Here is a 25,817-nt window from a genome sequence, read left to right as displayed (position 1 = left end):
ACGCGGGCGGGCGGCCTGCGAGGTGGGGTGGGTGGGGTGGGGTGGGGGTGGTCAGGTGGCGTCGTCGTAGGAGGGGCGGGGGGCCGGTGGGGTGGGGGCCGCCAGTGGGGTGGTCACCGCGGGGCGGGGGGCGGGGGTGCGCAGGTCGGCCGCCTTGGCCACGTCCTTCAGCTCGTCGTGCACGCCGGTGACGTCGGAGCGCAGGTTGTCGTACATGCCCTGCAGCGGCTTCCGGATCGCCTGCTCGTCCTCCTCGCTGAGCAGGTGCTTGCGGATGAACGCCTTGGGGNGTTCCGCGCCAAGTTGCGGAGGTTGCGGACCATCCGCAGGCCGTCGTTGATCACGTTGGGCAGCCGGTCCCCGAAGATCAACAGCGCCAGGAGCAGCAGGACGCCGATCTCCCACCAGTTCAGGTTCTCGAACACCGCGGCCTCCTCGTCCGTGTCAGGGCAAGACTACGCACGCGAGGTGACCACGCGGGAGGGGGTGAGCGGTCCTCACTTCGCGTCCGCGGCGAGCGTCACCGACGTGTGGTGCCGGGCCGAGCCACGCCGGTACTCCACCGCCACCACCGAGCCCGGCGCGTACTTGCGCACCAGGGCCACCGGGTCGGCCGGGTCGGTCATCGGATGGCCGGCCAGCCGCATCACCACGTCCCCGTTGCGCATCCCGGCCGCCGCCGCCGGGCCGGCCGGGTCGACGACGTTCAGACGGACCCCGCCGCCGGCCACCCCGGTGCCGGCGAAATCGGCGCCGATCACCGTACGCCGGGCCTTGCCGGTGCCGATGATCTCCTCGGTGACCCGCTTCGCCTGGTTGATCGGGATGGCGAAGGCGAGCCCGATGTTGCCGGCCTCCTGCCCGTCGGCCACCAGCGACTTGATGGTCGAGTTCACGCCGACCACCCGCCCGCCGGAGTCCACCAGCGGGCCGCCGGAGTTGCCGTGGTTGACCGCCGCGTCGGTCTGGATGGCCGCGTAGTAGCGGGTCGGACCGCCCGGCTCACCGGCCCGTAGGGTGCGGTCCAGCGCGCTGACGATGCCGGCGGTGACGGTGTTCGCCAGCGACAGCGGTGAACCCATGGCGAGCACCGGGTCGCCGACGGCGAGCGCGTCCGAGTCGCCGAACTGCACCGGGGTCAACCCGCCCCGGGTCACCTTGAGGACGGCGATGTCCGACTCCGGCTCCTGCCCGACCACCCGGCCGGCGGCGGTGCTCCCGTCGTGGAAGACCACCGTGGCCCGGCCGGGGCCGTCGGCGACCACATGGTCGTTGGTGACGATGTAGCCGTCGGCACTCACCACGAAACCGGAACCCTCGCTGGTGCCGCCGAAGCTGGCCACCCGGACGGTCACCACGCTGGGCAGCACCCGCTCGGCGACCCCGGCCAGGGACTCGGGCTTGCGCTGGGCGAGCGCCGGGGCCTGCCCGGTCTGCGCGCCCAGGACCGGCCCGTCGCCGCCGCGCAGGAAGGCGTAGGTCAGTGCGCTGCCCAGCGAGCCGGCCAGCAGCGCGGTGATCAGCGAGATCAACACCACCTGTCGCAGGCCCGGCCGGGTCGGCACGTCCGGGTCGGTGACCGGCTCCGGCTCACCCGTCCCCGCGGGCACGGTGGCCGGCACGATCACGGCCGCGGGAGCGTACGGATCCCGCCACGGGTCGGCCAGCGCGTCCGACCACCAGGGCGACGTCGTCCCGCCCTCGGCGCCCGGCGGCGGCTGCCCGGGCACCGGCCCTTCCGCCGGTGCCGGGGATCCGCCCGGCCGGCGCCAGTCCCAGCCGTCGGTCACGTCCGTGCCTCCCACTCCGTCCCGCGCGTCCCGCACCGGGCACCGGCGGAGCCGGGCGACCGTGGCGCACGGGACCTGTCCAGGATTGCACGGATGGCCGGTGCGGAGTCAGGGGTTGCCGCCCGTGATCGTCCGACGACCGGCCTCGCGGCTGCGCGCGTACCGGCTCGCCTCTACGCTCACAGTGCCAACCGACCCCTCGCACCAGCCCGCCCCCGGAGGTGTCCCATCGCCATGGTCGCCGGTCACGGCAGTTCGACGGCCCAGGCGCTGCAGTTCGCCGAGTCGTACGTCACCGAGGATCTCGTGCTGCGCACCGCCCGCGCCCTCGCCCGCGAGGTGGGTGTGGAGGCGGTTACGCCCGGCGCGGGTTCCGCGCTGCGACTGCTCGCCGCCGCCGGCAACGCCCGCGCGGTGGTGGAGATCGGCACCGGCACCGGCGTCAGCGGTGTCTGGCTGCTGCGCGGCATGCGCCCCGACGGGGTGCTCACCACGATCGACGTGGAGGTCGAATACCAGCGCATCGCCCGGCGGCTGTTCCAGGAGGCGGGTTTTCCGTCGGGGCGTACCCGGATCATCACCGGCCGGGCGCTCGACGTGCTGCCGCGCCTCGCCGACGGCGCCTACGACCTGGTCTTCGCCGACGCGGCGGCGACCGGCTTCGCGGCGTACGTGGACGCGGCGCTGCGGCTGTTGCGACCCGGCGGGGTGCTCGCGCTCAACGGCGCGCTGGCCGGCGGCCGGATCGGCGACCCGGCCGCGCGGGACGTGGAGACGGTCACCGTGCGGGAGACCATCAAGGCGATCCGCGAGTCGGAGCACTGGGTGCCCGCGCTGCTGCCGGTCGGCCACGGCCTGCTCGCGGCCGTGAAGAGCTGAGACCGGGCGGTCAGCCCAGCGTCGCCAGCCAGCGCAGCAACCCGCGTACGCCCCAGCCGGTTGCACCCTTGACCAGCTCACCGTGCACGTCGTCGGACCAGGACGGGGCGGACATGTCCAGGTGCGCCCAGCGGTCCCGCAGGTCACCGGCGAACTCGCGGAGGAAGAGCGCGGCCACCACCGAGCCGGCGCCCCGGGCCGGCGAGCTGTGCAGGTCGGCGATGTCGCTGGCCAGGTATTCCAGGTAGTCGTCGGTGAGTGGCATCCGCCAGGCCCGCTCGCCGGCCGCGTCGATCGCCGCCAGCAGGTCGGCGGCCAGGTCGTCGTTGTCGCTGTAGAGCGCGGCGTGCCGCTTGCCCAGCGCCACCGCGTTCGCCCCGGTCAGGGTGGCCAGGTCGACCAGCAGATCGGGCCGCAGCTCCCGGACCGCGTACGCGATGGCGTCCGCGAGCACCAGCCGNGGTCAGCCCGCCGTAGTGGCGGATCACGTCGCCCGGACGGAACGCGGAGCCGCTGACCATGTTCTCGGCGAGCGGCGCCAGCGTGGTGACCCGCACCGGCAGCCGCAGCGCGGCGGCGCCCAGCGTCGCGGCGACCACGGCGGCCGCACCGGCCATGTCCTTGCGCATCAGCTTCATCGCCGGCACCGGCTTGATCGAGATGCCGCCGGTGTCGAACGTGATCCCCTTGCCCACCAGCACCACATGCGTACGCGCGCCGGCCGGCCGCCAGTCCAGCTCGACCAGGCGCGGGGTGCGGGCAGAGCCACCCCCGACGGCCAGGATGCCGCCGAAGCCCCCGGCCGCCAACTCCTCCGGCCCACGGACCCGCAGGTGCAGGTCGGGGCGGCCGGACGCGGCCTCGACCACCTGGTCGGCGAACCACTGGGGATGCTTCGTCGACGAGGGGGTGTTGGTCAGGTCGCGGGCCAGCCGGGTCATCCCGGCGGTGACCTGCGCCGTGGCCAGCGCGTCAGCGAGCGCCTCCGGCGCGTCGACCAGCACCTCCACCTCGGCCAGGGCGGGCCGGTCACCGGCCTCGGTGAGCCGGAAGCGGTAGGAGCCGAGCAGCAGCCCTTCGGCCAGGCCGCGTAGCGCCGGCCCGGCCTCGCCGGCAAGCGCGATCGTGATCTGTGTCTCATCCTTCGCGGCGCGGGCCAGCGCGGCACCGGCGACACGCCAGTCCGGCTCGTCGCCGTCACCGACGCCGAGCAGCCACAACCGCTGCGGGCTGCCGCCGGGTCGCAGGTGCTCGCGTACCTCACCGGTGGCCCCGGTGAGACGGGCCGCGGACAGCAGCGCGACCGCCTCGGCCCGGACCTCGTCGCCCAGCGGGGCGATGGTCGACGCCAGCGCGACCGGGTCGCCCGGCCCTCCGGGACGAACGGGCAGGACGAGGGCGGCGGGGCGCGTGGCCCCGCTCACCAGACGAATGGCCAGCACGCTGGACCGTACCTCCGAAAAAGGGCTTCCGCGGGACACTTCTGGCCTTACCGGGCGGTGAAGACCCTGAGCCACCGGCTCGGCCGGTGGCTCAGGGTAAGGCGAACCGCCCGCGTGACATCCGCCACGCGGGCCGCTCCTCGAATCAGCCGGCGGCCGCCTTCAGTGCGTCACCCAGCGCGGTGGCCTCGTCGGGAGTCATCTCGACGACGAGCCGGCCACCACCCTCCAGCGGGACCCGCATGACGATGCCCCGGCCCTCCTTGGTGACTTCCAGCGGACCGTCGCCCGTCCGCGGCTTCATCGCCGCCATGTTGTCTCCCCTCAGACCTACACCAGGGTCGGTGTGGGTTACCCCACAGCCACTTCGCCACCGCCACCCGCAACCGTCGCGGGCGGCGTCGACCACGATTTTCCCTGATGAACACCGCCGGACCCAAACCGAAGCAGCATTGATGTAACAGCATCTAGCTTATCTTGGGTAGGCCTGTCACAATGTGCGGTCATGCAGGCACGGTCGGCACTCTTCGACCTGTACGGCGACCACCTCCGCGCCAGGGGTGGCCGCGCACCCGTTGCCGCCCTGGTCAAGCTGCTCGCACCACTCGGGATAGCACCGCCGGCGGTGCGCACCGCCGTCTCCCGGATGGTCCGTCAGGGCTGGCTCGAACCGCTCCGACTCTCCTCCGGACCGGGCTATTCGATCACCCCGAAGGCGGGCCGTCGACTCGACGAGGCCGCCTCCCGGATCTACCGGACGGGCCGGCACAGTTGGGACGGACGATTCGACCTCCTGGTGCTCACCTCGCCCGCATCCCGGCGCGACCGGCAGCGGCTCGCCGCCAACCTCACCTTCCTCGGCTACGGCACGCTCGACGACTGCACCTGGGTCGCCACCCGTCCGGGTGAGGACGTCGACCTGCTGCTCGCCGAGGCGGGCGTGCGCTACGAACGGTTCACCGCCGCGCACGCCGCCGGCACCCCCGGCGCCATGGGCGTGGTCCGTCGGGCCTGGGACCTGGCCGAGATCGGCCGGGCATACCAGCGGTTCGTCGCCGAACAGAAGCCCCTGCTGCACGGCGTCACCGTCCGCAGCAACGACGAGGAGGCGTACGCGGCCCGGTTCCGGCTCGTGCACGCATGGCGTACCTTCCTGTTCCGGGATCCGCAGCTCCCACCGGCGCTGCTCCCCGAACGCTGGCCCGGCACCAACGCGGCCGCGTTCTTCGACCGGCACGCCACCCGCCTCCGGCCGGCCGCCGACCGGTACGTCGAGCAGTGCCTCGACGCCGGCCACCGCCTCCCCCGACAGAAGGGCCGCTAGAAACGTGACCGAGCCGCTGCTCGTCGACCGCACCGACGCCGTCGTCACCCTGACGCTGAACCGCCCGACGGCGATGAACTCGCTCGACGTGGCGCTCAAGGAGGCGCTCCGGGACACCCTGGCCGAGCTGGAAACCGACCGGTCCTGCCGGGCGGTCGTGCTGGCCGGTGCGGGCGGTGCGTTCAGCACCGGGCAGGACCTGCGGGAGCACGTGCGGACCCTGGAGTCGGCCGGCACCGACCCGCTCGGCACCGTCCGGGCGCACTACAACCCGATCGCCGCCCGGCTGGCGAACCTGCCCAAACCGGTGGTCGCGGCGGTACGCGGCATGGCCGCCGGGGCCGGCGCCTCGCTGGCGTTCCTGGCCGACTTCCGCATCGGCGGCCCGAAGACCCGCTTTCTGATGGCGTTCGCCGGCGTCGGGCTCGCCGCCGACACCGGCGCCTCCTGGACACTGCCCCGGCTGGTCGGCCACGCCAAGGCCGTCGAACTGCTGATGCTCGCCGAACCGGTCGGCGCCGAGGACGCCTGCCGGCTCGGCCTGCTCACCCGGCTCGTGGACGACGACGAGCAGGTGCTCCCGACCGCGCAGGAGCTGGCCGCCCGGCTCGCCGCCGGCCCGACCGTCGCCTACGGGGCGATCAAGCGTCAGCTCTCCATCGCCGACGCCGGCACGCTGGCCGACGCGCTGGCCGCGGAGGCGCAGGCCCAGGCGATCTGCGGGGCCACCGCCGACCACCGGGCCGCCACCATGGCCTTCGTCGACAAGCAGAAGCCGGTCTTCGAGGGCCGCTGAGGCGGCCTCAGTCGTCCTCCTCCGGGTCCTGGTTGGCCTCGACGCCGAGCACGAACGCCTGCATGGCCAGCTCGTCGCCGGCCGGCGAGACGAACGCCGGCAGCTCGCGCGGGCCCAACTCCTGCACGTAGGACCAGAAGATCCGGACCGCCTCGGCCCGCGTGGCCGCCTCGATCGGCAGGTCGAGGCTGACCAGCCAGGTCCGCCGGGCCGGCGGCGGGCCGATCCGGTCGGCCAGCGCCCGCCAGCCGGCCGGGTCCAGCGCGGCGACCGGCCCGTCGAGGACCGGACCGTCGACCGGCACCGGCTCGTCGAGCACCCGCCGGGTGTACGTCACCACGAGCGCGCCGGCCGTCACGTCGGACTGCGCATCGTCCGGGTCCTCCCGGGTGGTCGCGGCAGCCGACGCGACCCGACCGAGCGCCACCAGCCGCAGCGGCTCCTCCACCAGCACGGCCACCCGGTCACCGGGGCGGGGCCGGGCCGCCGCCGGCAACCCGGTCAGCTCCAGCACGTCGTGGTGCACCAGCCGCTCCGCCTGGTAGCGCTCGGCGGGCAGCAGCACCGCCCAGGCGCCCGGCGTGGTGTCACCGTCGGTCGTCCCGCTCATCCGCGGCTCGGTGTCGGTCATGCCCCAATCCCATCACGCCGCCCCGTCACACCCGGGCCCGGTCACCGCTGACGTGGCAGTCGGCGAGGTGGTCGTCCACCATGCCGGTGGCCTGCATCAGCGCGTACGCCGTGGTCGGGCCGACGAACGTGAAACCGCGCTTCTTGAGCGCCTTGGCCATCGCGGTGGACTCCGGGGTGAGCGCCGGCACCTCAGCGAACGATCGCGGCCGGGTCGCCCGCGGCGCCGGCGCGAAGGACCAGAGCAGCGCCGAGAGCCCTTCGGGCAGCTCCCGCGCGGCGCGGGCGTTGGCGATCGCCGCCTCGACCTTGGCCCGGTTACGGACGATCCCGGCGTCGGCCAGCAGCCGGGCCACGTCCGCCTCGCCGTAACCGGCCACCGTCTCGATCCGGAACCCGTCGAAGGCCAACCGGAACGCGGGCCGCTTGCGCAGGATGGTCAGCCAGGACAGGCCGGACTGGAACGCCTCCAACGTCAGCCGCTCGTAGAGCGCGTCGTCGCCGCGCAGCGGCCGGCCCCACTCGGTGTCGTGGTAGACGGCATAGTCGGGGGTGCTCGCTCCCCAGGCGCAGCGGGGCAGCCCGTCGACGCCGGTCACCAGGTCAGTCACGCCATACACGGTAGGTCAACCCACCGACACGTCTCCGTCCCGCTCAGGGCCTGTTCCTAGGGCAGACGGCCCTGCTCGACCAGTCGGGCGAACCGCTTCAACGCCTGGGTCAGGCTGAACTTCGAACCCGGCCAGAGCACCGGCCAGGCCACCCGGCCGGCCGCTCCGCCCGGCAGGTGGAACCACTCGTGCCAGACCACCTGGGTCCGGCCCCGGTCCATCGGGGTGCAGCGCAGCACGCCCGGACCGCGCAGCAGCCTGCCGCAGTGGACCACCCGGACCTCGTACGGGGCGTCGACCCGGACCACCCGCATCTCGTCGCGCAGCACGGCCGGCCCGAGCGCGGTGACCGCCTCGACCAGGCTTCCCTCACCACCGTCCCCCTCCACCACCCGGACCGTGGTGAACGGGATCCAGTCCGACTGCCGTTCCCACGCGGTCAGCGCGGCGAAGACCCGCTCGGCCGGCGCGTCCACGATCACCGTGGCGGTGACCTCGGCGGCACCGGGCTGGGCCGCCTCGGCGAACCCGGCGGACCCCTCCGCCCCGGTCACGTCGACTCCGAGCGCACCACCGAGTCACGCCCCCGACCATCAGTGCCCGGCACGGGTCGGCTCTCGCCGGCCGGCCCGGTGGTGATCCCGTCCGCCGGATCAATCGTGTCCTCGACCGCGGCGGCGGCCGGCGCCTCCGCCACGCCCGCCTCGGCGGGGCCCTTGCCCGCGACGGGGCTCTCGCCAGCGGCCGGGCTTCCGCCAGCGGCCGGGCTTCCGCCAGCGGCCGGGCTTCCGCCAGCGGTGGGGCTTTCGCCAGCGGCCGAGCCCTTGTCGACGGCGGAGCCCTTGCCGGCGGCGGGCGCGCCGCTCCGTGGCGTCGTGTCGACGCCGGGCGCGCTGCTCCGCGGCATCATGTCGGCGATGACCGTGGCGCTCCGGGACGCCCTGTCGGTGACCGGCTCGGCGGTGACCGCGCCGCTCGATGACGCCGTGTCGGCGGCGGCCGGCGACTCAGGCGCCGACAGGTCGATGGTCACCGGGCCATCGACCGAGGAGCTTCCGGTCGACGCGTCGGCGGTCGACGAGTTGGTCTCGGCGTGGGTCGCGGCCGCCTCCTCACGGGCGCGACGCAGCGCGGCGGCCTCCTCGGTGCGCCCCTCCCGCAGTGCCGCGTTCTCGGCTTCCAGCACGCCGATCAGCTCGGACTTGTAGCCGATGTCGTACGCCGCCCGCCGCAGCGCCGCGTCGACCTGGGCCATCCGGTAGCCGCGCAGCGCGGTGTCGAAGCGGACCTCGGCCACGTCCGACTCGTCGAGCGGACGACTGCCCGGCAGGGGCACGGCCTGCCCGTCCGGCTCGGCCGGTGCCAGGCCCGGATCTCGTCCGGAAACCAGCACCGTCACTCCGAACACCACTGCCGCGACGGTCAGCGCGACGACCAAGAGGAGCAGAACCTCACCCATGCAAGAGATCGTGGCATGCGGGCCCGGATCGGGCGAGCCCTCCGCCGCCTCCGGTCTGGATTCGTCGCGCTTCCGCCGGCCCCCGAGGCCCCGCGCCGTCCCCGACGCGCCAGAGAAGGCCCCCCACCAGTTCGCCGAAGTGGCGCCTTTCCGACGGGACGATTGCCGCCACATCACCGAACTGGCCACGCCGCCGCCCACTCATCCCACTTGTCGACGGTTGAGCACGCCGGCAAGGGCCACTTGCCACCGGGATCTCGGCGCCGGGGTCGGTAGCGTCGGAGCGGGTGCGGGGCCAGGCCTTCGAGCCTCGACGAACCGGGCCGGACCGCACAACCCAACCGGCCCGGCCAGCGCGGCGGAGGGGCAGCAGTGGAGAATGCCCCAGCTTGACCTGCGCGGGACAGCTGCGGAAGGCGGACACGAGGAGGCGGGCATGACCGGGGTGTTGCGGCTCGGCGGGCGGATCTTCGCCCCGGGTGAGCTGGTGGTGATGGCCATCGTCAACCGTACGCCGGACTCGTTCTTCGACCGGGGTGCCACCTTCGCGGAGGACAGCGCGCTGCGGGCGGTGGAACGGGCCGTGACCGAGGGTGCGGACATCATCGACGTGGGCGGGGTGAAGGCCGGGCCGGGCGACGAGGTGGACGTGTCCGAGGAGATCCGGCGGACGGTGGACACCATCGCCGCGGTCCGGGCCGCCTTTCCCGACGTGGTGATCTCCATCGACACCTGGCGGGCCGAGGTGGCGGTGGAGGCGGTCGCCGCCGGTGCGGACCTGCTCAACGACACCTGGTCGGGGGCGGATCCGGCGCTGGCCCGGGTCGCCGCCGCCACCGGCGCCGGGCTGGTCTGCTCGCACGCCGGTGGGCTGGCGCCGCGTACCCGGCCGCATCGGGCGGCCTTCGACGACGTGGTGGTCGACGTGGTGGCCACGGTCACCGGGCTGGCCGAACGCGCGGTCGGGCTGGGCGTGCGGCGGGACGGCATCCTGATCGACCCGGCGCACGACTTCGGCAAGAACACCCGGCACTCGCTGGAGATCACCCGCCGGCTCACCGAACTGACGGACACCGGCTGGCCGCTGCTGGTGGCGCTGTCGAACAAGGACTTCATCGGCGAGACGCTGGCCCTGCCGGTGCCGGAACGGCTGGAGGGGACGTTGGCCGCCACCGCGGTCTCGGCCTGGCTCGGCGCCCGGGTGTTCCGCGCCCACCAGGTGCGCGAGACCCGCCGGGTGTTGGACATGGTCGCCTCGATCCGCGGGGACCGACCACCCGTGCTCACCCGTCGCGGCCTGGCGTGAGCCCGGCCGGGGCACGAGGCTTTCCGGGCGTGTCGAGCCAGGGAGCAGCGGCCACTTGAAGACGGCATACCTCAGCGTCATAAATATGACCTACAGGTATACCGAGCACGAGCGGTGGTATGCGGCGGCGGCGTGACGCAGCGTAGCGGGGAATCAGAGTCGGCAGATGCGCCGGACCAGACCCGGCCGGCCAGGCAGGTGGGGTCAGGTCCAGCGCAGGACGCCGCGTCGCCAGGCGTAGAGGATGCCCAGCGCCACGATCGCCACGAACACGCCCATCTCCGCCACCGTGGTCGCGCCGAACCCGGGGCGGTCGAAGACCAGCGCCCACGGGAAGAGGAAGACCGCCTCCACCGCGAAGAGGACGTAGAGGTAGGCGTAGACGTAGTAGCGGATCTGCATCTGGGCCCAGTCGCCGCCGACCGGATCGAGCCCGCACTCGTACGTGGCCCGCTTGCCCCACGGCTCGGCCGGACGGGCGGGACGTAACACCCGGTTCGCCGAGAACGCCGTGACGAAGAAGAGCACGGCGGCGAGCAGCAGCAGACCGAGCGTGGCGTACGAGCCGAGGTATCCGGTCACGACCGGAGCGTACCGGTCCGTCGGACGTCCCGGACACGTTACGAATTCGTTTCATGGCGGGACTAGTGCCGGACAGCAAGTGTCACCGAATAATGAGAGCTCTTGACACGTCCCGGAGGACAGATGAGCCGCCCCCGCCGTACCCTCGCGTTCTTCGCGCCCGCGCTGTTCGCCGCGGCCGCGGCGGTCGTCGCGGTGGCCCCGGGGGCCGTGGCCGCCCCCTCCGTCCTGTCCGGTGTGGTGCGGGCGGCGGAGCCGGGCGCACCGGGCGATCCGGGCGGCGACCCGACCGAGCCCACCCCCACCGGCGAGCCGACGGCCACCGCTCCGACGCCGACCGCGGCGCCGCCGACGGAGGAGGCCCCGGCACCCACCACGCCGCCGGCCACCACCCCGCCGGCGCCGCCGCCGACCACGCCGCCGGCCGAGCCGGCGCCGACCACCGCCGCCCCGACCACCACCGCGCCGGCCCCGCCGCCGGTGGTGCCGCCCGTCCAGCCTCCGCCTCCGCCGCCGGCCCAGCCGGCGGGCGGGCCGCTGGGCGTGCAGGTGAGCACGGACGACGTGGTGCTCACCCCCGGCTACTGGAACGCCGAGGACATCATGACCACGCTCCGGGTGACGGTGACCAACACCGGCGGGCGGGCGGAGCAGATCAGCCTCGGTTACAGCCTGCCGGCCGGCCTGACCGACGCCGGCACGCCCGGTTGCGTCGACGCCGGCGGCGGCAACCACCGCTGCGGCGGGTGGAGCGCCGCGCCGGGTGCGCGGTTCAGCACGACCATCCGGGTACGGGTCGCCGGTGACGCCTGGCGGACCATGCCGTTGAGCGGCGCGGTCCAGGTCACCGCCGTCGCGCCGGGGGTGACCGGGGCGGCGTACGACGACGAGGGCTTCGCGGTGCTCTTCCCGCCCGGCCCGCCGGTGCCCGGCATCTCGCTCCGCGCCGACGAGGTGCTCTTCGACATCAGCGGCGCGCCGAGCACGCTCGGCGTACGGCTGGGCAACACCGGCGAGGTGGACGCCGTCGGCTCGGTGGAGGTGCTCCTGCCGGCGGGGGTGACCGTCAGCGGCGCGGGGACCGGCTGCGTCCCCGCCGCCCCGGACCGCACCCGGTGCGAGCTGGGCACCCTGCCGGCGGGCCGGGCCGCGACGCTGCGGTTGCCGGTGACCGCCTCGGCGGACGCCCAGCGCATGGCGCCGCTCGCCGGCGCGGTGATCGGCCGGCTGGATCCACGCAGCGGGCACGACCGGCAGGTGCAGATGAGCTTCCGGATCAGCGCGGCGGCGGCGCAGGCCACCCCGCCGGCCGGNGGCGGGCGGGGCCGGCGACGACGACGACACGCCGGCGCGGCGGATCGCGATGGTCCTGATGGCCGTGTCGGCGTTGCTGGTCGTGCTCGCGTTGGTCCTGGCGACCCGCTCGCTGCGGCGGCGCAGCGCCATCAGCGTGGCCGACCCGACGGCGGCCGGTGAGCCCGGCACGCGGTGATCTGGGTAACGGGCGACGGCTCTAAAAGCAACAAAGCGGGGCATACCCTGGTCCGCTACGGTCTCACACGTCGGACCTCCACCAGGGTGGCACCGGTCCGCCGACGTAGGCTCTGACGGTGAGAGACGGAGCGGGCCGCGTCGGCGAGGGCGACGGCGCTCAGCGAAGTGAGGTGCGGGCGTGACCAAGCAGATCCGTCAACTGGNGACCGGTTCACCTCGGAGACGGCGCAGTTGGGCAACGACATCTCCACGTTGCCGAACTTCCCGGCCGAGATCCGCGCACCAGCCGGCACCCTGCCGGGCGTGTCGAGCTTCCAGGTGCACTTCGCCGACTACGACATCCTCACGCCGGGCGATGCCCCGAACGTGCTGGTGGCGATGAACCCGGCCGCGCTCAAGGCCAACCTGGGCGACCTGCCCCGGGGGGCGGACATCATCGTCAACACCGACGAGTTCACCCGGCGCAACCTGGCCAAGGTGGGCTACGCGACCAGCCCGCTGGACGACGACTCGCTCGACGGCTACGCGGTGCACCCGGTCGCGCTCACCTCGATGACGATCGGCGCGCTGGCCGAGCACGCGGTGTCCAAGAAGGACGCCGAGCGGGCCAAGAACATGTTCGCCCTCGGGCTGCTGAGCTGGATGTACTCCCGGCCGTACGAGTCGACGCTGCGGTTCCTGGAACGCAAGTTCGCGGCCCGGCCGGAGTTGGTGGCGGCGAACGTGGCCGCGTTCCGGGCCGGCTGGAACTTCGGCGAGACCACCGAGGACTTCTCCGTCCGGTACGAGGTCAAGCCGGCGAAGATGCTGCCGGGCACCTACCGGAACATCACCGGCAACGCGGCGCTGTCGCTCGGCCTGGTGGCCGCCGGGGTGCGCTCCGGGCTGCCGGTGTTCCTCGGCGCGTACCCGATCACCCCGGCCTCGGACATCCTGCACGAGCTGAGCAAGCACAAGAAGTTCGGCGTGGTCACCATGCAGGCCGAGGACGAGATCGCCGCGGTCGGCGCGGCGCTGGGCGCGTCGTACGGCGGCGCGCTCGGCATCACCACCACCAGTGGTCCGGGTGTGGCGCTGAAGAGCGAGACGATCTCGCTCGCGGTGGCCCTGGAACTGCCGCTGGTCATCGTGGACGTGCAGCGGGCCGGACCGTCCACCGGCATGCCCACGAAGACCGAGCAGGCCGACCTGAACATGGCCCTGTACGGCCGGCACGGCGAGGCCCCGGTNCCCGGATCGCGCTGACCTACCGCACCCCGGTCATCCTGCTCTCCGACAACTACGTGGCGAACGGCTCCGAGCCGTGGCTGCTGCCGGACGTGGAGTCGCTGCCCGACCTGCGGGTCGAGTTCGCGACGGAGCCGAACGGCGAGGACGGCACCACGTTCCTGCCCTACCTGCGCGACCCGCAGACGTTGGCCCGCCCGTGGGCGGTGCCCGGCACGCCGGGGCTGGAGCACCGGATCGGCGGCCTGGAGAAGGCCGACAAGACCGGCGACATCTCGTACGACCCGGCGAACCACGACTTCATGGTGCGGACCCGGGCGGCCCGGATCGAGACGATCCCGGTGCCGGACATCGAGGTCGAGGACCCGCACGGCGACGCCGAAGTGCTGGTGCTCGGCTGGGGCTCGACGTACGGCCCGATCGGCGCGGCCTGCCGGGGCCTGCGTCGGCGTGGGCTCTCGGTGGCCCAGGCGCACCTGCGCCACCTGGCCCCGATGCCGGCGAACCTCGGCGAGGTGCTGCGCCGCTACGACCGGGTGGTCATCCCCGAGATGAACCTCGGCCAGCTCGCCCACGTGATCCGGGCGCGGTACCTGGTCGACGCGATCGGCTACAACCAGGTCCGCGGCCTGCCGTTCACCGCCGCCGAGCTGGAGACGATGCTGGAAGAGGTCCTGAAGAATGTCTGAGCCCGTCGCCCTGAAGCTCACCGCCAAGGATTTCAAGTCCGACCAGGAGGTGCGCTGGTGCCCCGGTTGCGGCGACTACGCCATCCTGGCGGCCGTGCAGGGCTTCATGCCGGAGCTGAACATCCCCCGGGAGAACATCGTCTTCGTCTCGGGCATCGGCTGCTCGTCGCGCTTCCCGTACTACATGAACACGTACGGGATGCACTCGATCCACGGCCGCGCCCCGGCGATCGCCACCGGCCTGTCGGTGTCCCGGCCGGACCTGTCGGTCTGGGTGGTCACCGGTGACGGCGACGCGCTCTCCATCGGCGGCAACCACCTGATCCACGCGTTGCGCCGCAACGTCAACCTGAAGATCCTGCTGTTCAACAACCGGATCTACGGGCTGACCAAGGGTCAGTACTCGCCGACCTCCGAGGTTGGCAAGATCACCAAGTCGACGCCGTCCGGCTCGGCGGACGCCCCGTTCAACCCGCTGTCGTTGGCGCTCGGGGCCGAGGCCACGTTCGTGGCCCGGACCATCGACTCGGACCGCAAGCACCTCCAGTCGGTGCTGCGGGCCGCCGCGGAGCACCAGGGCTCGGCGTTCGTGGAGATCTACCAGAACTGCAACATCTTCAACGACGGTGCGTTCGACTCGCTGAAGGAGCCGGCCACCCGGGACGACTTCCTGATCCGGCTGGAGCACGGGCAGCCGATCACGTTCGGTTCCGGCGGGCAGTTCTGCGTGGTGCACCCGCCGGGCGGCTTCGGGCTGGAGGTCCGCCCGACCGCCGACACCCCGGCCGGGGAGATCGTCGTGCACGACGCCACGGTCGCCGACCCGGCGTACGCGTTCGCGCTGTCCCGGCTGCCGGGGCTCGACCTGAGCAACACGCCGATCGGGGTGTTCCGTTCGGTGGCCCGCCCCTCCTACGACAGTGTGGTGCAGGAGCAGGTCGCGGCCGCGAAGGCCGGTGTCGACCAGACCCCGGAGCAGCAGCTCTCGGCGCTCCTCGGCAGCGGGGACACCTGGACGATCCTGTAGATCCGCCGCTGACCCGCGTACGACGAGGGCGGGCCGTCCCATCGGGGAACGGCCCGCCCTCGTCGTGTCGGCGGGATGGTCAGGCGACCGCCGCGACGGGCGCCCACAGCTCGTCGATGGCCCGCTCGGCGGCGGCGAGACTCGCCTCGTGCAGCGGGATCAGTTCGGCCATGGCGGGCTTGACCGGGGCCAGGGTCAGCTCGGCCGAGATGAAGCGCGGCTCCAGCCCGGTCATGGAGACGCCGTGCGGCAGCCAGGGCTCGGCGTGGTCCCAGCCCTCCCGGGGGGTGCCGGCGCCGTAGCCGCCGCCCCGCGTGCCGAACACGATGAACTCACGTCCGCCGAGCAGGCCGGCGCCGGTGGCCGGGTCGACCGAGATGCCGGGCGCGATCAGGTGGTCGACCCAGGCCTTCACGCTGCTCGGCGGCCCGAAGTTGTAGAGCGGCAGACCGAGCAGGACCGTGTCGGCGGCCAGCACCTCGCCCACCAGTTCCTCGGTCAGCCGCCAGGAGGCGCGCTGATCGGGAGTGTGCTGGTCGGGCGGGACGGCCCGGGCGAGACCGCCGGCGGTGTCCAGGTGCGGGAGCGGGTCCCGGCCTAGGTCCCGGTAGGTGACCGTGCCGCCGGGATGGGCGGCACGCCAGGCGTCGGCCGCGCGGGCGGTGAGGCGACGGCTGACCGAGCGCTCGCCGTTGATGCTGGAGTCGATGTGCAGCAGGTGGGTCATGGTTACTCCTCCACAGATCGTTCGTGTCGCACCAACTATTTATAGCAGGTCGATGTTCCCTGGTCCGCGTAGACTGGGTCACATGTCAGCCGGGCACGCCGACGAGCGCCGCTCCGGGCCGCTGCTCCAGCACCTGGCCCGGCGGATGCGGCTGCGCTCGGAGTCGGTGCTGGAGCCGCTCGGCCTTCGCCCCCGGCACCTGGTCGCGCTCACCGTGCTGCGCGACTCGGGCGGCATCAGCCAGCAAGGGCTGGCCGGCACGCTCCAGCTCGACGGCACCAACGTGGTCGGGCTGCTCAACGACCTGGAGGCGGCCGGCCTGGTGGAGCGGCGACGCTCCCCGTCGGACCGCCGCCGACACCTGGTCATCCTCACCGGCGCGGGTGAGAAGCGGCTCCGCGAGGCCGAGTGCGCGCTCGCCGACGCGGAGGACGAGGTCCTGGGCACACTGGCGCCCGGCGAGCGGGACCAGCTCTACGACCTGCTGCGGCGGGCCAGCCAGGGCTGCGCGCCGACCTGCACCGAGGCGATCGCCGACGCCCCGGACGCCTGCTGACCGCACGGCCCGACCGTGCCGGTCCATGCGTTCCCCGGCACGCTGACGCCCGGTGGCTCCGGGCGGCCGAGGTCAGGCCGAGGTGGTCGCCTGCGGCCGGTCGTCGCGGACGTGCACCAGCATGTCGCCAGTCTCGATGACCGCGCCGGCCCGGTCGTTCAGCGTGACCACCTTGCCCCGGCGGACCAGCGCGATGACCAGCGACTCCAGCTCACGCGGCGACCGACCCACCTCGCTGCGCTCGGCCGAGCGCATCGCCAGCGCCATGCCCTGACCGGGGGTGAGCAGATCCTCCACCACGTCGATCAGCGGCGGGGCCGAGGTGGAGAGGCCGAGCAGCCGGCCGGCGGTGGCCGACGAGACGATGACGTGGTGCGCCCCGCTCTGCTTGAGCAGCGGCGCGTTCTCCGCCTCCCGGACCGCCGCGATGATCCGCACCTGACCGGCGGTGAGCTGCCGGACGGTCAGCGCCACCAGCACCGAGGCGTCGTCGCTGTCGGTCGCGATGATGACCGCCTTGGCGGTGCGGACGTGTGCCTCCTCCAGCACCGACGAGCGGGTGGCCGAACCCTCGATCGTCACCAGCCCGTTCGACGTGGCCTGCCGCAGTGCCGTCGCGCTCCGCTCGACCACCACGATCTTGGACTTGTCCGCCCCGTTCTCCAGCAGCGCGGAGACCGCGCTGCGGCCCTTGGTGCCGTACCCGCAGATGATGACGTGGTCCTTCACGGATCTCCTCCACCGCGACAGGCGACGGCCGGTGCGGTACTGCTCGGTCAGGACTTCCAGGGTGGTGCCGACCAGGATGATCAGGAAGAGCACCCGGGCGGGGGTGACGAACAGGACGTTGGCCAGGCGCGCCGACGGACTGGCCGGGGCGATGTCGCCGTACCCGGTGGTGGAGAGCGACACCACGACGTAGTAGAAACAGTCGAGGAGGGTCAGACCGTCCCCGTTGTTGTCGCGGTAGCCGTCACGGTCGAGCCAGACCACGAAGACCGTGGCGAGGACCAACCCCAGGGCGGCGAGCAGGCGCAGGCTCAGCGCGCTGAGCGGCCCCCGCCGTTGCGCGGGAAAATGGATCACCGTCGGTCCCGCTCCGCCACCGTCGCCTGCACGCCCACAAGATAACGGGTACGCCGGGAGTCGGCCCGTCGGGTGGCCATCCGGACCCGTCCGGGCCCCTGCCGGAGGTGCGGACGGGGCATGATGGGAGCGTCCGGGACGGCGACCGCGAGGAGGCCGGCATGTCGTTGCTGCGACGGGTGATCGGCGGGGTGCTCCGGCGGGTCCGCCTGCGGCAGGGCCGCACGCTGCGCGAGGTGGCCCAGGCGGCCGGGGTCTCCCTGCCCTACCTCTCCGAGGTCGAGCGCGGTCGCAAGGAGGCATCCTCCGAGGTGCTGGCCGCGATCTGCCGGGCACTCGGCATCCACCTCGCCGACCTGCTGGAGGAGGCGCGTGACGAGCTGCGCCGGGAGCGGCACACGCCGGTCGGATCCGGGATCCCGCTGGCCCGCCTCGACCGGGCACCGGGCGCCCGCACCGGCCCACAACTCCGCACCGGCCCACAACTCCGGACCGACCCGCAGCTCCGGGTCGGCCCGCTGTTCCGGACCGGCCCGCAACTCAGCACCGGCCCGCTGTTCCGGGTCGGCCAGCAGCTCCGGACCGGCCCGTCCCGGCTGCATGTCGCCCGCCGGCCGGTCGGTGCACCGCGCCTGCACGTCTCCCGCCGGCCGGTCGGCGGCCCGCCGCTTCTCGGCAACGGCCAACGCCCCGAACTGCTCGGGCCGACGCCGGTCGGTCCGGCTCTCGGCCCGGCCGCGCTGACCGGGTTCGGTGGCGGCATCCGGTTCTGGCCGCTTCCCTCCGCCCCGGCCGCTCGCCCCCGTCCGCGTACCTCGAAGGTGGCGGTCCGGCGACGGACCCGGACGGCCACGATCACCGACGAGCGGACCACCCTGCGACGTGCCGCCCGCAGCACCGCGCCGCTCTCCGCTGGGTGACAAGATCTTGACGGCGAGTGGAACGCCATAGGTGTCCGGGGACGGCTGTGACACCCATGGCGTTCCACCCAAGGCCGATGCTGGCGGTGGGTGGAACACCATGGGTGTGTGCGAGGAGGGAGAGGCAAACCACTCCTCCGGTAGCTTCTGCCGAGGGCGAATTCGCCCCGGGCAGAAACGCTGGGCCGCGCGGGTGCGGCCGGCGGACGCTGGAGACCGCCGGCTCGCCGGGCGGTTCCCCCGCCCACCGGCGGCACGGAGGTGGGCGGTCATGGGTGGCATCTGGATGCGGGACGACGGGCAGCCGGCCTTCGGCGACCGGGTCTTCGAACGCCTGCTGAAGGAGCGGATCATCTTCCTCGGCACCGAGGTCACCGACGACTCGGCCAACCAGATCTGCGCGCAGATCCTGCTGCTCGCGGCCGAGGACCCGGAGCGGGACATCTTCCTCTACATCAACTCGCCGGGCGGGTCGGTCAGCGCCGGCATGGCCGTCTACGACACGATGAGATACGTCAGGAACGACGTGGCGACGCTGGCGCTCGGGATGGCCGGCTCGATGGGACAGTTCCTGCTGTGCGCCGGCGCGGCGGGCAAGCGGTTCGCGCTGCCGCACTCGCGGATCATGATGCACCAGCCCTCCGGCGGGTTCGGCGGCACGGTCGCCGACATCACCATCCAGGCGGAGAACATGCTGCATGTGAAGCACACCATGCAGGAGCTGATCGCCGAACACAGCGGGCACACGCTGGAGGAGATCCAGCGCGACTGGGACCGGGACCGCTGGTTCACCGCCGAGGAGGCCCGCGAGTACGGCCTCGTCGACCAGGTGCTCTCCCGCGTCGACCAGCTCACCGCCTGAGCCGGTGTGGCCCGGCCGGCCACGATCGCGCCGGCCGGGCCACCCGGGTCACGGGTAGCTGACCACCGGGCTGGTGCCGTACGAGCCGACCACCGGGGTGCCGACCTCGTTGATCGTGCGCTCGATGCCGCCGCTGCCGTTGAGGAACACGGTGATCGCGTCGTGGAACCGCACGCCGGCCCGGCGCGGCGCCTCGATCGCCCGGTCGCAGCGGATGTCGACGCCCTGGTTGAAGTACGCGTAGACGCCCAGCCCCCACGCCTCGTGCGTGCGGACATGCGGGGCCACCTTGTAGGAGGCCCAGCCGTTGCGGGTGGGGCTGCGCCAGGCCGCCTGGCTCGGCGGGTCGTAGGGCAGCTCGCTCTGGTAGAAGACCGTCCGGCCGCGCTCGCCGTTCCAGATCGTCTGCCAGCGCTGGTAGTGCTCGACGAAGAGCCCGTACGCGGTCACGTCGTCGCCGTTGACCACCACGCCGGTGGCGGCGGTGTTGACGGTCCAGCCGATGGTGCCCTCCCGGCCGTGGTCGCCCCGCCAGGCCCAGATGTTGTCGATCAGCGTGTGCCGGCTGTTGACCACCAGGCTGGTCACCGCCCGGCCGGCGTACGGACCGCCGATGCGGAAGAAGACGTCCTGAAGGGAGATCGGGTTGGTCGCGTGGGACCGGTGGCTGTGTCGGCCGCCGACCTCGACCAGCACCTCGGACTCGACCGGCCCGGCGTCGACCAGCACCCCGGCGACGCGTACCCCGTCGACGTCCTCGATCCGCAGCGCGGCGTCGCCGGTGGTCGGCGCGAGGCTGGGCATGCCGAGACCGAGCACGACGGTGTTCGGCCGGCGGATCCGCAGCGCCCGGTCGAGGCGGTAGACGCCGGGGGTGAGCAGCAGGTGCCGACCCCGGGCGAGTTCGGTGTTGATCCGCTTCGCCGAGTCGGTGGGGCGGGCGATGAAGAAGTCGGTCAGCGGTAGCGACGGCGTCGGCGCGGCGCCGGTGCCCCAGGTGGTGCCCGCGGTGTCGCGGCGCAGGCGCGGCACGGCCACCCGCCAGCGGCCCGCGCCGTCGACGAAGAGGTACGGCTTCTCGCGGGTCACCGGGCTGGTCGGCAGCGTGGTGTACGGCGGGTCGGGGAAGCCCTGCGCGGGCGCGCCGACCACGCCGGAGAAGACCTGGTTCCACACGCCGTTGGTCCACTCGCCGCCGAGTTCGCTGTCGCGGGTGAGCCACTGCTGTTGGGAGCCGTTGATGGTGATGCCGTCGACCTTCGAGTCGGCGATGTAGCCGCCGCTGGAGTAGCCGCCGTTGCCGGGTTCCAGCCAGAGGACGCCCTTGATGTGCACCCGGCGCATCGGTGACGCCTGGGAGACGGCCCACTGGTTCGACCAGTCGGTCGGGGTGACGGCGAGGTTCTCCGCCGAGCGCCAGAAGTTGGTCAGCGCGGAGATGCCGGCCGGTGAGTTCGGGTCGGGCTGCCCGATGACCCGGACCGCGCCGTGGATCTCCACGTCGTCCGGGTGGGCGCCGAGGCCGGCCACGGTCGTGTAGTAGCCGAGCCGGGCGTTCACCTCGTAGCGGCCGGGCTTGAACAGCACGGCGTACCGGTCGAAGCCCATCTCGTTGTTTTCCTGCGCGGTGAAGAGGCGGTCCAGCGTGGACTGGATCTCCTCGACCGGCGTGCTCGGGTCGTAGACGAAGACGTTCGGGCCGAAGTCGGGCTCACGGACGGGCCGCGCGGCCGGGGACGCGGCGGCGGCGCCGGCCGGGAGGCCGATGGCGGTGAGCGTTGCCGCCGAAGCGGTGAGCGTGAGGAAGCGGCGGCGGGAGGGGTCGGATGATCGCATCTGCCTACCTGTTCGATGGTGGGACGGAGAGCGCTCTCTGGGCAGTTCCTACCCCATCGCCGTCGATCTCGCCAGCATTCTCGGTTCCGGAACCGGGAAGCGACGTGCCATCGTCGGGGTTGCCACAGAGGAAGTTGACTGTTCAACCACAGGGAGCGCGCATGTCCATCGTCGTCACCGGGGCCACCGGCCAACTCGGCCGCCTGATCGTCGCCGCGCTGCGCGAGCGCGGCGTACCGGCCGGGGACATCGTGGCGGTCGGCCGCAACACCGACCGGCTCGCCGAACTCGCCGGCCAGGGCGTCGTCACCCGGCGGGCCGACTACGACGACCCGGACTCGCTCCGGGCCGCGTTCGCCGACGCCGACAAGCTGATGTTCGTCTCCGGCAGCGAGGTCGGCCGGCGGCGGCCCCAGCACCGCAACGTGGTCACCGCCGCCCGCGAGGCCGGCGTCGGGCTGGTCGTCTACACCAGCATCGCCCACGCCGACACCGCCGGCATGCGGCTCGCCGGCGAGCACCGGGACACCGAGGGGTACGTCCGCGAGGCGGGCCTGCCGTACGTCTTCCTGCGCAACAGCTGGTACCTGGAGAACTACATTGACCAGCTCGACGCGTACCGGAAGCAGGGGGTGGCCGGCGCGGCGGGTGACGGGCGGGTCAGCGCCGCCACCCGCGCGGACTACGCCGAGGCCGCCGCCGTGGTGCTCACCTCCGACGGACACGAGAACCGGGTGTACGAGCTGGGCGGCGCGCCGTTCACGCTGACCGAGCTGGCCGCCGAGGTCACCCGGCAGACCGGCGAAAAGGTGGGCTACACCGACCTGCCGGCCGACCGCTACACCGAAGTGCTGATCGCCGCCGGCCTGCCCGAGGGGTACGCGGCCGTGCTCGCCGACAGCGACCTCGGTCTCGCCCGGGGCGAACTGGAGGTCGGTGACGACCTCGCCACGCTGCTCGGCCGCACCCCGACNCCCGCGCCTGGCCGCCCCGGTCGGCGGTCAGGCGCGCGGCGCAGTCCCGGTCTCAGGCGCGCTCGGCGCGCTGCTTCACCAGGTCGTCCACCAGGGTCTGCACGTAGTCGGCGGTCTCCTCCCAGCGGGTGACCGCGACGCTGCGGATGCCCATCGCCTTCACCGGGTAGTCGTTGCCGCCCACGTCGAGCCGGTCCCCCACGAAGAGCACGTTGTCGATTTTCAGATCGAGGTGCTCCAGCAGCTTCCGCATGCCGTACGCCTTGTCCACCCCCATGCGCGTCACGTCGATCGAGGTCGAGCCGCCGCCCCGGACCTCCAGGTCGGGCAGCTTCGCGGCGACCGCGTCCCGCAGCCGCTTCTTCTTGCTGCCGTCCGGGTCCCAGCCGTACTTTTCGGCCGGCGGAGCCGACTGCCCGAGCGCGGAGAACGTGATCTGACTGCCCCGGTCCTCGACGATGTCGCCCCAGGGGTTCGCCTCCCACAGCCCGAGCGCCTGCGCCGACTCGGTGAGCGCGGTGACCACCCGGGCCTTGTCGGCCTCGCTCAGGTCCTCGGCGTAGACCAGCCGCCAGTCACCCTCGGACCAGCGGTAGTAGCGGGTACCGCAGGTGGGCATCAGGTGCAGCCGGACACGCTGCTCCTCGGCGAGGTCCAGGTGGGCCAGCACCTGCGTCTGGAACTGCTCGAACCGGCCACCGGAGATGATCAGGACGTCCACCTCGGTGAGCAGGTGGCCGAGCAGGTCCGCCATCCGACGATCGATCTGGGACTTGGAAATCGCCAGGGTGTCGTCGAGGTCGAACGCCACCACTCGAAGATCGTTCACGAATACCTCATGTGTCGTCGCGGACGGGTCGGGTCAGCAGGGTACCGACATGGCCTGACGCCTTCCTGAGCGCCCGGATACCCGGATCTCGGCGGAGGCTGACACGTCACGCCCACACCCAGCCATCCTCTTACGTTGAGCAGCCGAGATCTTAAGTTCTCAACTGGCGCGGAGTGCCCGCTTTGACAGTAATTCAAGATGACGAGCAGTAACCCTGGATCACGTTGCGTTTCTTGCGAATTGAACGCATGCTGGCTCCATGACAGCCGCAGCCCGCGTCATGGATGAGCAGACGATCCTGCCCGATGCCGCCAACAACGCGGAAGTCGTGGACCTGCTTCAGGTCCTACGCGACCGTGGCCNCCCTTACCCGACGGCCTACACGACATCCTGATCAAAGCGCTTGAAGCCTTGGCGAGCGGCTACGCCGTCACGATCGCGCCGCAACACACGACCCTGACGACACAGCAAGCCGCAGACATGCTCGGGGTGTCGCGGCCAACCCTTACCAAGCTGCTCGACGAGGGAAAGATTCCGCACGAACGACCCAACAGTCACCGCCGGATCAAGCTGGCCGACGTGCTCAAGTACCAGGAGCAGCGGCGACAGGAGCGGCGGCAACTACTCCGGACGATGACCGCGGAAAGCCTTGACATGGGGCTCTACGACCTCCCAGTCAGTGACCTTGAGGAACGCGACGAAGACAGAACGTGAAGCCGAAGCTTTCGCCAGGCATCCGCAGCACCTAGGCTCACTTGGTGCCGTTCTCTGTCCTCCTCGATGCGAACGTCCTGGTTCCGAACGCGCTCCGCGACACGCTTCTGCGAGTTGCAGAAGCGGACTTCTACCGTCCGCTCTGGAGCCAGGACATCCTCGCAGAGACGCGGCGGACGATCCTACGCCTACGCCCGGGTATCGAGCCGAGCCGCCTCGATACGATGTTCACATGCATGAACGCCGCATTCAGCGACGCCATGGTCACGGGCTACGAGTCCCTCATCGACGGCATGATGAACGACATGGGCGACCGACACGTCCTGGCTGCCGCGGTCGCAGGCAGGGCGGACGTCATCGTAACCAACAACGTGAAACATTTCCCCGAGGCTGCGGTAGGCCCCCTGCACATCGAAGTCCTGAAGCCCGACCGCTTTCTATGCTTGCAATACGACCTGGCTCCCGCTGAGGTCGTGGAGATCGTCAAGAGGCAGAGCAACGATACGGGTCGCTCCGCCGGCAAGCCCCGGCTTACCGTTGCGAAGTTACTTGAGTGCCTCAGCGACGGAGGTGCATCCAAGTTCGCCGAACAGATCCGGGGTCACCTAGCAGCAGCCGGTCTCCCACGACCCTCCCCGACGGCAGCTACACCTCGCCTGGTCGAGTAGACGCCCCTCGGGAAGGGACAATGCCAGGAAGCGGCATGCTGTCCCCTGCACGCCTACCGATCCAAAATCATTTGCAGGCATTCTGCAGAAGGCGCTGCGGACGCCCGAGGACGGCCGGAGGACGCCCGCAGGGCAGGCCGCAAGCGCGGACAGCTTCGCCTAATCGTTGTGCGCTGGCCGTAGGTGCTCCGTCTGTGGGTCATAGCAGACAAGCCCATGCTCGGCGGCCAGGCGGGCAGCCTCGGCCGACAGTTCGCCAGCCAGCCCGTACGGCATCGTCAGGTAGATCATCGGCCCGGAAGCATCGTCGAGCAGGGATCCCCAACCGGAGGTCTGACCATCGGTCAAGACAGCCCAGCGCTCAGCCAGCGACTCGGCGTAGGCCAGGATGCCGAGAGTCGGGACGACCTCCTCGCCAGCCATGTACTTCTCGTAGAGCTGGCTGTAGACGGCTCCGCCCTCGCCATCGTTCGACGGCTGCGCGCCCTCCCACACCGCCAGGTCGTAACTCATGACCGGAGTCTGCCAGCCCTTCAGTCAGGGGACGGCGATGGTGGCTCGCGTCTGGCACGTCCTCTTACGACCCCCGGCCTCGCAAAGATCAAGACTGCTATCGACAAGCGTCGCGCTACGCGAGCAGGACTGCCACCTGCCGGCGATCGGCTGGGGCCGGCTGACGCTGGTCGACAACCGGCCCCAGGCTGGCAAGCGGTGGACCGACAGCGGCGAGGTGCACGACCGGCGCGGGTTGAAGCACCGTGCGGCGGCAGACTCGCGGGTCGTACCGATCCCGCCAGATCTGGTGGGCATCCTGCGGCGGCACGTCGACCGGTTCGGCGTCGCTAACGACGGGCGGCTGTTCCGCAGCGGGAAGGGCAACGTGGTGGCCGCCTCCACGTACTTGTGGGTGTGGAAGGCCGCGCGGGATCTTTGGTCACAGCGCCCATTCTCCCGGTCCACGGGCCTGCCCGTCCCCGGGGCATGCAGCACGTCGGCGCTCGATGCTGCCCCCATTGATTGAGCCGAACAGTGGCGCCCTACCGTTTCGGGCCCTCGGCCGAGGGATCTGGTGGTGTACCAGCCCGAACGGCTCTGCCCCGTAGACGTTCATGGGCCTCGACGCGAGGGTGTCCCCGGCGTATGCCGGGGACACCCTCGTCCGTCATCCAAGTGCGAAGCTAGCCTCTACGATCAGTGATCGTTCGGCCGCGCTGCGTTGTTGCAGTTCTGTGAGGTGCCCCCGGCAGGATTCGAACCTGCGACACACGGTTTAGGAAACCGATGCTCTATCCCCTGAGCTACGAGGGCGCGAGGGCAGTCTAGCGACCTTGGGGTCCAGCTGGGGTGGCAGGGGATCGGCCCACGTTCACGAGCGTTCAGGCAAGAGCC

The 25,817-nt window shown here is 72.2% G+C and carries 23 protein-coding genes, 1 tRNA gene and 4 pseudogenes; 13 read left to right on the top strand and 15 right to left on the bottom strand.

What is annotated here, in order from left to right:
• Positions 1–51 precede the first annotated feature (51 nt).
• Together B1205_RS16815 and B1205_RS16810 are read right to left on the bottom strand one after the other, a co-directional pair.
• Positions 52–425 (bottom strand): annotated as a pseudogene (locus B1205_RS16815) (preprotein translocase subunit TatB).
• A 72-nt stretch (positions 426–497) separates the two neighbouring features.
• Positions 498–1,805, bottom strand: coding sequence for a S1C family serine protease (locus B1205_RS16810; protein WP_176308656.1), 1,308 nt, complete (start codon positions 1,803–1,805; stop codon positions 498–500).
• Between the two features lie 219 nt (positions 1,806–2,024).
• Between B1205_RS16810 and B1205_RS16805 the strand changes: the two genes are divergently transcribed.
• Positions 2,025–2,669, top strand: coding sequence for an O-methyltransferase (locus tag B1205_RS16805; RefSeq protein ID WP_176308655.1), 645 nt, complete (start codon positions 2,025–2,027; stop codon positions 2,667–2,669).
• 10 nt (positions 2,670–2,679) lie between these two features.
• Here the strand turns inward: B1205_RS16805 and B1205_RS16800 are convergent.
• Together B1205_RS16800 and B1205_RS16795 are read right to left on the bottom strand one after the other, a co-directional pair.
• Positions 2,680–4,111: pseudogene (locus B1205_RS16800) on the bottom strand (leucyl aminopeptidase family protein).
• A gap of 145 nt (positions 4,112–4,256) precedes the next feature.
• Complete coding sequence (locus B1205_RS16795; RefSeq protein WP_013283866.1) at positions 4,257–4,424, bottom strand: DUF3117 domain-containing protein; 168 nt, start codon at positions 4,422–4,424, stop codon at positions 4,257–4,259.
• Positions 4,425–4,616: 192 nt separating this feature from the next.
• Between B1205_RS16795 and B1205_RS16790 the strand changes: the two genes are divergently transcribed.
• Both B1205_RS16790 and B1205_RS16785 read left to right on the top strand, forming a co-directional pair.
• Positions 4,617–5,435 (top strand): PaaX family transcriptional regulator, encoded by an 819-nt coding sequence (locus B1205_RS16790; protein WP_089156492.1) that lies wholly within the window; start codon positions 4,617–4,619, stop codon positions 5,433–5,435.
• A gap of 4 nt (positions 5,436–5,439) precedes the next feature.
• A complete protein-coding gene (locus tag B1205_RS16785) occupies positions 5,440–6,231 on the top strand; it encodes an enoyl-CoA hydratase-related protein (protein ID WP_089156491.1) in 792 nt (263 codons plus the stop codon).
• Between the two features lie 7 nt (positions 6,232–6,238).
• On the opposite strand, the gene B1205_RS16780 is transcribed toward B1205_RS16785, so the two are convergent.
• From B1205_RS16780 to B1205_RS16765, 4 genes and pseudogenes are all read right to left on the bottom strand, one after another.
• Positions 6,239–6,862, bottom strand: a complete 624-nt coding sequence (locus B1205_RS16780; protein ID WP_089156490.1) for a hypothetical protein — start codon at positions 6,860–6,862, stop codon at positions 6,239–6,241.
• Positions 6,863–6,887: 25 nt separating this feature from the next.
• Positions 6,888–7,472, bottom strand: coding sequence for a DNA-3-methyladenine glycosylase I (locus B1205_RS16775; protein ID WP_089156489.1), 585 nt, complete (start codon positions 7,470–7,472; stop codon positions 6,888–6,890).
• A gap of 56 nt (positions 7,473–7,528) precedes the next feature.
• Positions 7,529–8,026, bottom strand: a complete 498-nt coding sequence (locus tag B1205_RS16770; protein ID WP_089156488.1) for an SRPBCC family protein — start codon at positions 8,024–8,026, stop codon at positions 7,529–7,531.
• 547 nt (positions 8,027–8,573) lie between these two features.
• Positions 8,574–8,931, bottom strand: a pseudogene (locus B1205_RS16765) (DivIVA domain-containing protein); the annotation flags it as partial.
• Positions 8,932–9,367: 436 nt separating this feature from the next.
• Between B1205_RS16765 and folP the strand changes: the two are divergent.
• Positions 9,368–10,237, top strand: coding sequence for a dihydropteroate synthase (folP, locus tag B1205_RS16760; RefSeq protein ID WP_089156487.1), 870 nt, complete (start codon positions 9,368–9,370; stop codon positions 10,235–10,237).
• Between the two features lie 204 nt (positions 10,238–10,441).
• On the opposite strand, the gene B1205_RS16755 is transcribed toward folP, so the two are convergent.
• Entirely contained in the window at positions 10,442–10,819 is a 378-nt protein-coding gene (locus B1205_RS16755) for an NADH-quinone oxidoreductase subunit A (RefSeq protein WP_089156486.1), read from the bottom strand.
• Positions 10,820–12,478: 1,659 nt separating this feature from the next.
• On the opposite strand from B1205_RS16755, the pseudogene B1205_RS16745 reads away from it, so the two are divergent.
• Together B1205_RS16745 and B1205_RS16740 are read left to right on the top strand one after the other, a co-directional pair.
• Positions 12,479–14,229 (top strand): annotated as a pseudogene (locus B1205_RS16745) (2-oxoacid:acceptor oxidoreductase subunit alpha).
• Positions 14,222–15,256: a 2-oxoacid:ferredoxin oxidoreductase subunit beta gene (locus tag B1205_RS16740; RefSeq protein WP_089156485.1), complete on the top strand. Its 1,035-nt coding sequence runs from the start codon at positions 14,222–14,224 to the stop codon at positions 15,254–15,256. The pseudogene B1205_RS16745 and the gene B1205_RS16740 overlap by 8 nt, the downstream one beginning before the upstream one ends.
• Before the next feature lie 79 nt (positions 15,257–15,335).
• On the opposite strand, the gene B1205_RS16735 is transcribed toward B1205_RS16740, so the two are convergent.
• Positions 15,336–15,983 (bottom strand): FMN-dependent NADH-azoreductase, encoded by a 648-nt coding sequence (locus B1205_RS16735; RefSeq protein ID WP_089156484.1) that lies wholly within the window; start codon positions 15,981–15,983, stop codon positions 15,336–15,338.
• An 82-nt stretch (positions 15,984–16,065) separates the two neighbouring features.
• Here B1205_RS16735 and B1205_RS16730 point away from each other — a divergent pair, with 82 nt between their 5' ends.
• Positions 16,066–16,539 (top strand): MarR family winged helix-turn-helix transcriptional regulator, encoded by a 474-nt coding sequence (locus B1205_RS16730; RefSeq protein WP_254910009.1) that lies wholly within the window; start codon positions 16,066–16,068, stop codon positions 16,537–16,539.
• A gap of 72 nt (positions 16,540–16,611) precedes the next feature.
• On the opposite strand, the gene B1205_RS16725 is transcribed toward B1205_RS16730, so the two are convergent.
• Positions 16,612–17,625: a potassium channel family protein gene (locus B1205_RS16725; RefSeq protein WP_089156482.1), complete on the bottom strand. Its 1,014-nt coding sequence runs from the start codon at positions 17,623–17,625 to the stop codon at positions 16,612–16,614.
• Between the two features lie 161 nt (positions 17,626–17,786).
• Between B1205_RS16725 and B1205_RS16720 the strand changes: the two genes are divergently transcribed.
• Together B1205_RS16720 and B1205_RS16715 are read left to right on the top strand one after the other, a co-directional pair.
• Positions 17,787–18,545, top strand: a complete 759-nt coding sequence (locus B1205_RS16720) for a helix-turn-helix domain-containing protein (protein ID WP_089156481.1) — start codon at positions 17,787–17,789, stop codon at positions 18,543–18,545.
• Between the two features lie 271 nt (positions 18,546–18,816).
• Positions 18,817–19,407, top strand: coding sequence for an ATP-dependent Clp protease proteolytic subunit (locus B1205_RS16715; RefSeq protein WP_089156480.1), 591 nt, complete (start codon positions 18,817–18,819; stop codon positions 19,405–19,407).
• 48 nt (positions 19,408–19,455) lie between these two features.
• On the opposite strand, the gene B1205_RS16710 is transcribed toward B1205_RS16715, so the two are convergent.
• Entirely contained in the window at positions 19,456–21,243 is a 1,788-nt protein-coding gene (locus B1205_RS16710) for an adenylyl cyclase (protein WP_089156479.1), read from the bottom strand.
• Here B1205_RS16710 and B1205_RS16705 point away from each other — a divergent pair.
• Positions 21,234–22,349, top strand: a complete 1,116-nt coding sequence (locus tag B1205_RS16705) for an SDR family oxidoreductase (RefSeq protein ID WP_441338508.1) — start codon at positions 21,234–21,236, stop codon at positions 22,347–22,349. The two genes, B1205_RS16710 and B1205_RS16705, sit on opposite strands and share 10 nt — an antisense overlap.
• On the opposite strand, the gene B1205_RS16700 is transcribed toward B1205_RS16705, so the two are convergent.
• Complete coding sequence (locus tag B1205_RS16700) at positions 22,270–23,046, bottom strand: HAD-IIB family hydrolase (protein ID WP_089156477.1); 777 nt, start codon at positions 23,044–23,046, stop codon at positions 22,270–22,272. The genes B1205_RS16705 and B1205_RS16700 overlap by 80 nt on opposite strands.
• Before the next feature lie 411 nt (positions 23,047–23,457).
• Between B1205_RS16700 and B1205_RS16695 the strand changes: the two genes are divergently transcribed.
• Complete coding sequence (locus B1205_RS16695; protein ID WP_217809842.1) at positions 23,458–23,760, top strand: helix-turn-helix domain-containing protein; 303 nt, start codon at positions 23,458–23,460, stop codon at positions 23,758–23,760.
• Positions 23,761–23,804: 44 nt separating this feature from the next.
• Positions 23,805–24,428, top strand: a complete 624-nt coding sequence (locus B1205_RS16690) for a PIN domain-containing protein (RefSeq protein WP_176308654.1) — start codon at positions 23,805–23,807, stop codon at positions 24,426–24,428.
• A gap of 159 nt (positions 24,429–24,587) precedes the next feature.
• Here the strand turns inward: B1205_RS16690 and B1205_RS16685 are convergent, their stop codons facing one another.
• Positions 24,588–24,941 carry a hypothetical protein gene (locus B1205_RS16685; protein WP_089156474.1) on the bottom strand — a complete coding sequence of 118 codons (354 nt, stop codon included), beginning with the start codon at positions 24,939–24,941 and terminating at the stop codon, positions 24,588–24,590.
• Between B1205_RS16685 and B1205_RS31700 the strand changes: the two genes are divergently transcribed.
• Positions 24,940–25,449: a hypothetical protein gene (locus tag B1205_RS31700; protein WP_254910008.1), complete on the top strand. Its 510-nt coding sequence runs from the start codon at positions 24,940–24,942 to the stop codon at positions 25,447–25,449. The genes B1205_RS16685 and B1205_RS31700 overlap by 2 nt on opposite strands.
• A 214-nt stretch (positions 25,450–25,663) precedes the next feature.
• Here B1205_RS31700 and B1205_RS16675 read toward each other — a convergent pair.
• Positions 25,664–25,736, bottom strand: a tRNA-Arg gene (locus tag B1205_RS16675).
• Positions 25,737–25,817 lie beyond the last annotated feature (81 nt).

The sequence above is a fragment of the Micromonospora sp. NBS 11-29 genome (genome assembly GCF_002140155.1).
Classification (GTDB): Bacteria; Actinomycetota; Actinomycetes; order Mycobacteriales; family Micromonosporaceae; genus Micromonospora.
Note: the sequence above shows the minus strand (reverse complement) of the source record. Positions and strands in the feature narration are given on the sequence as shown.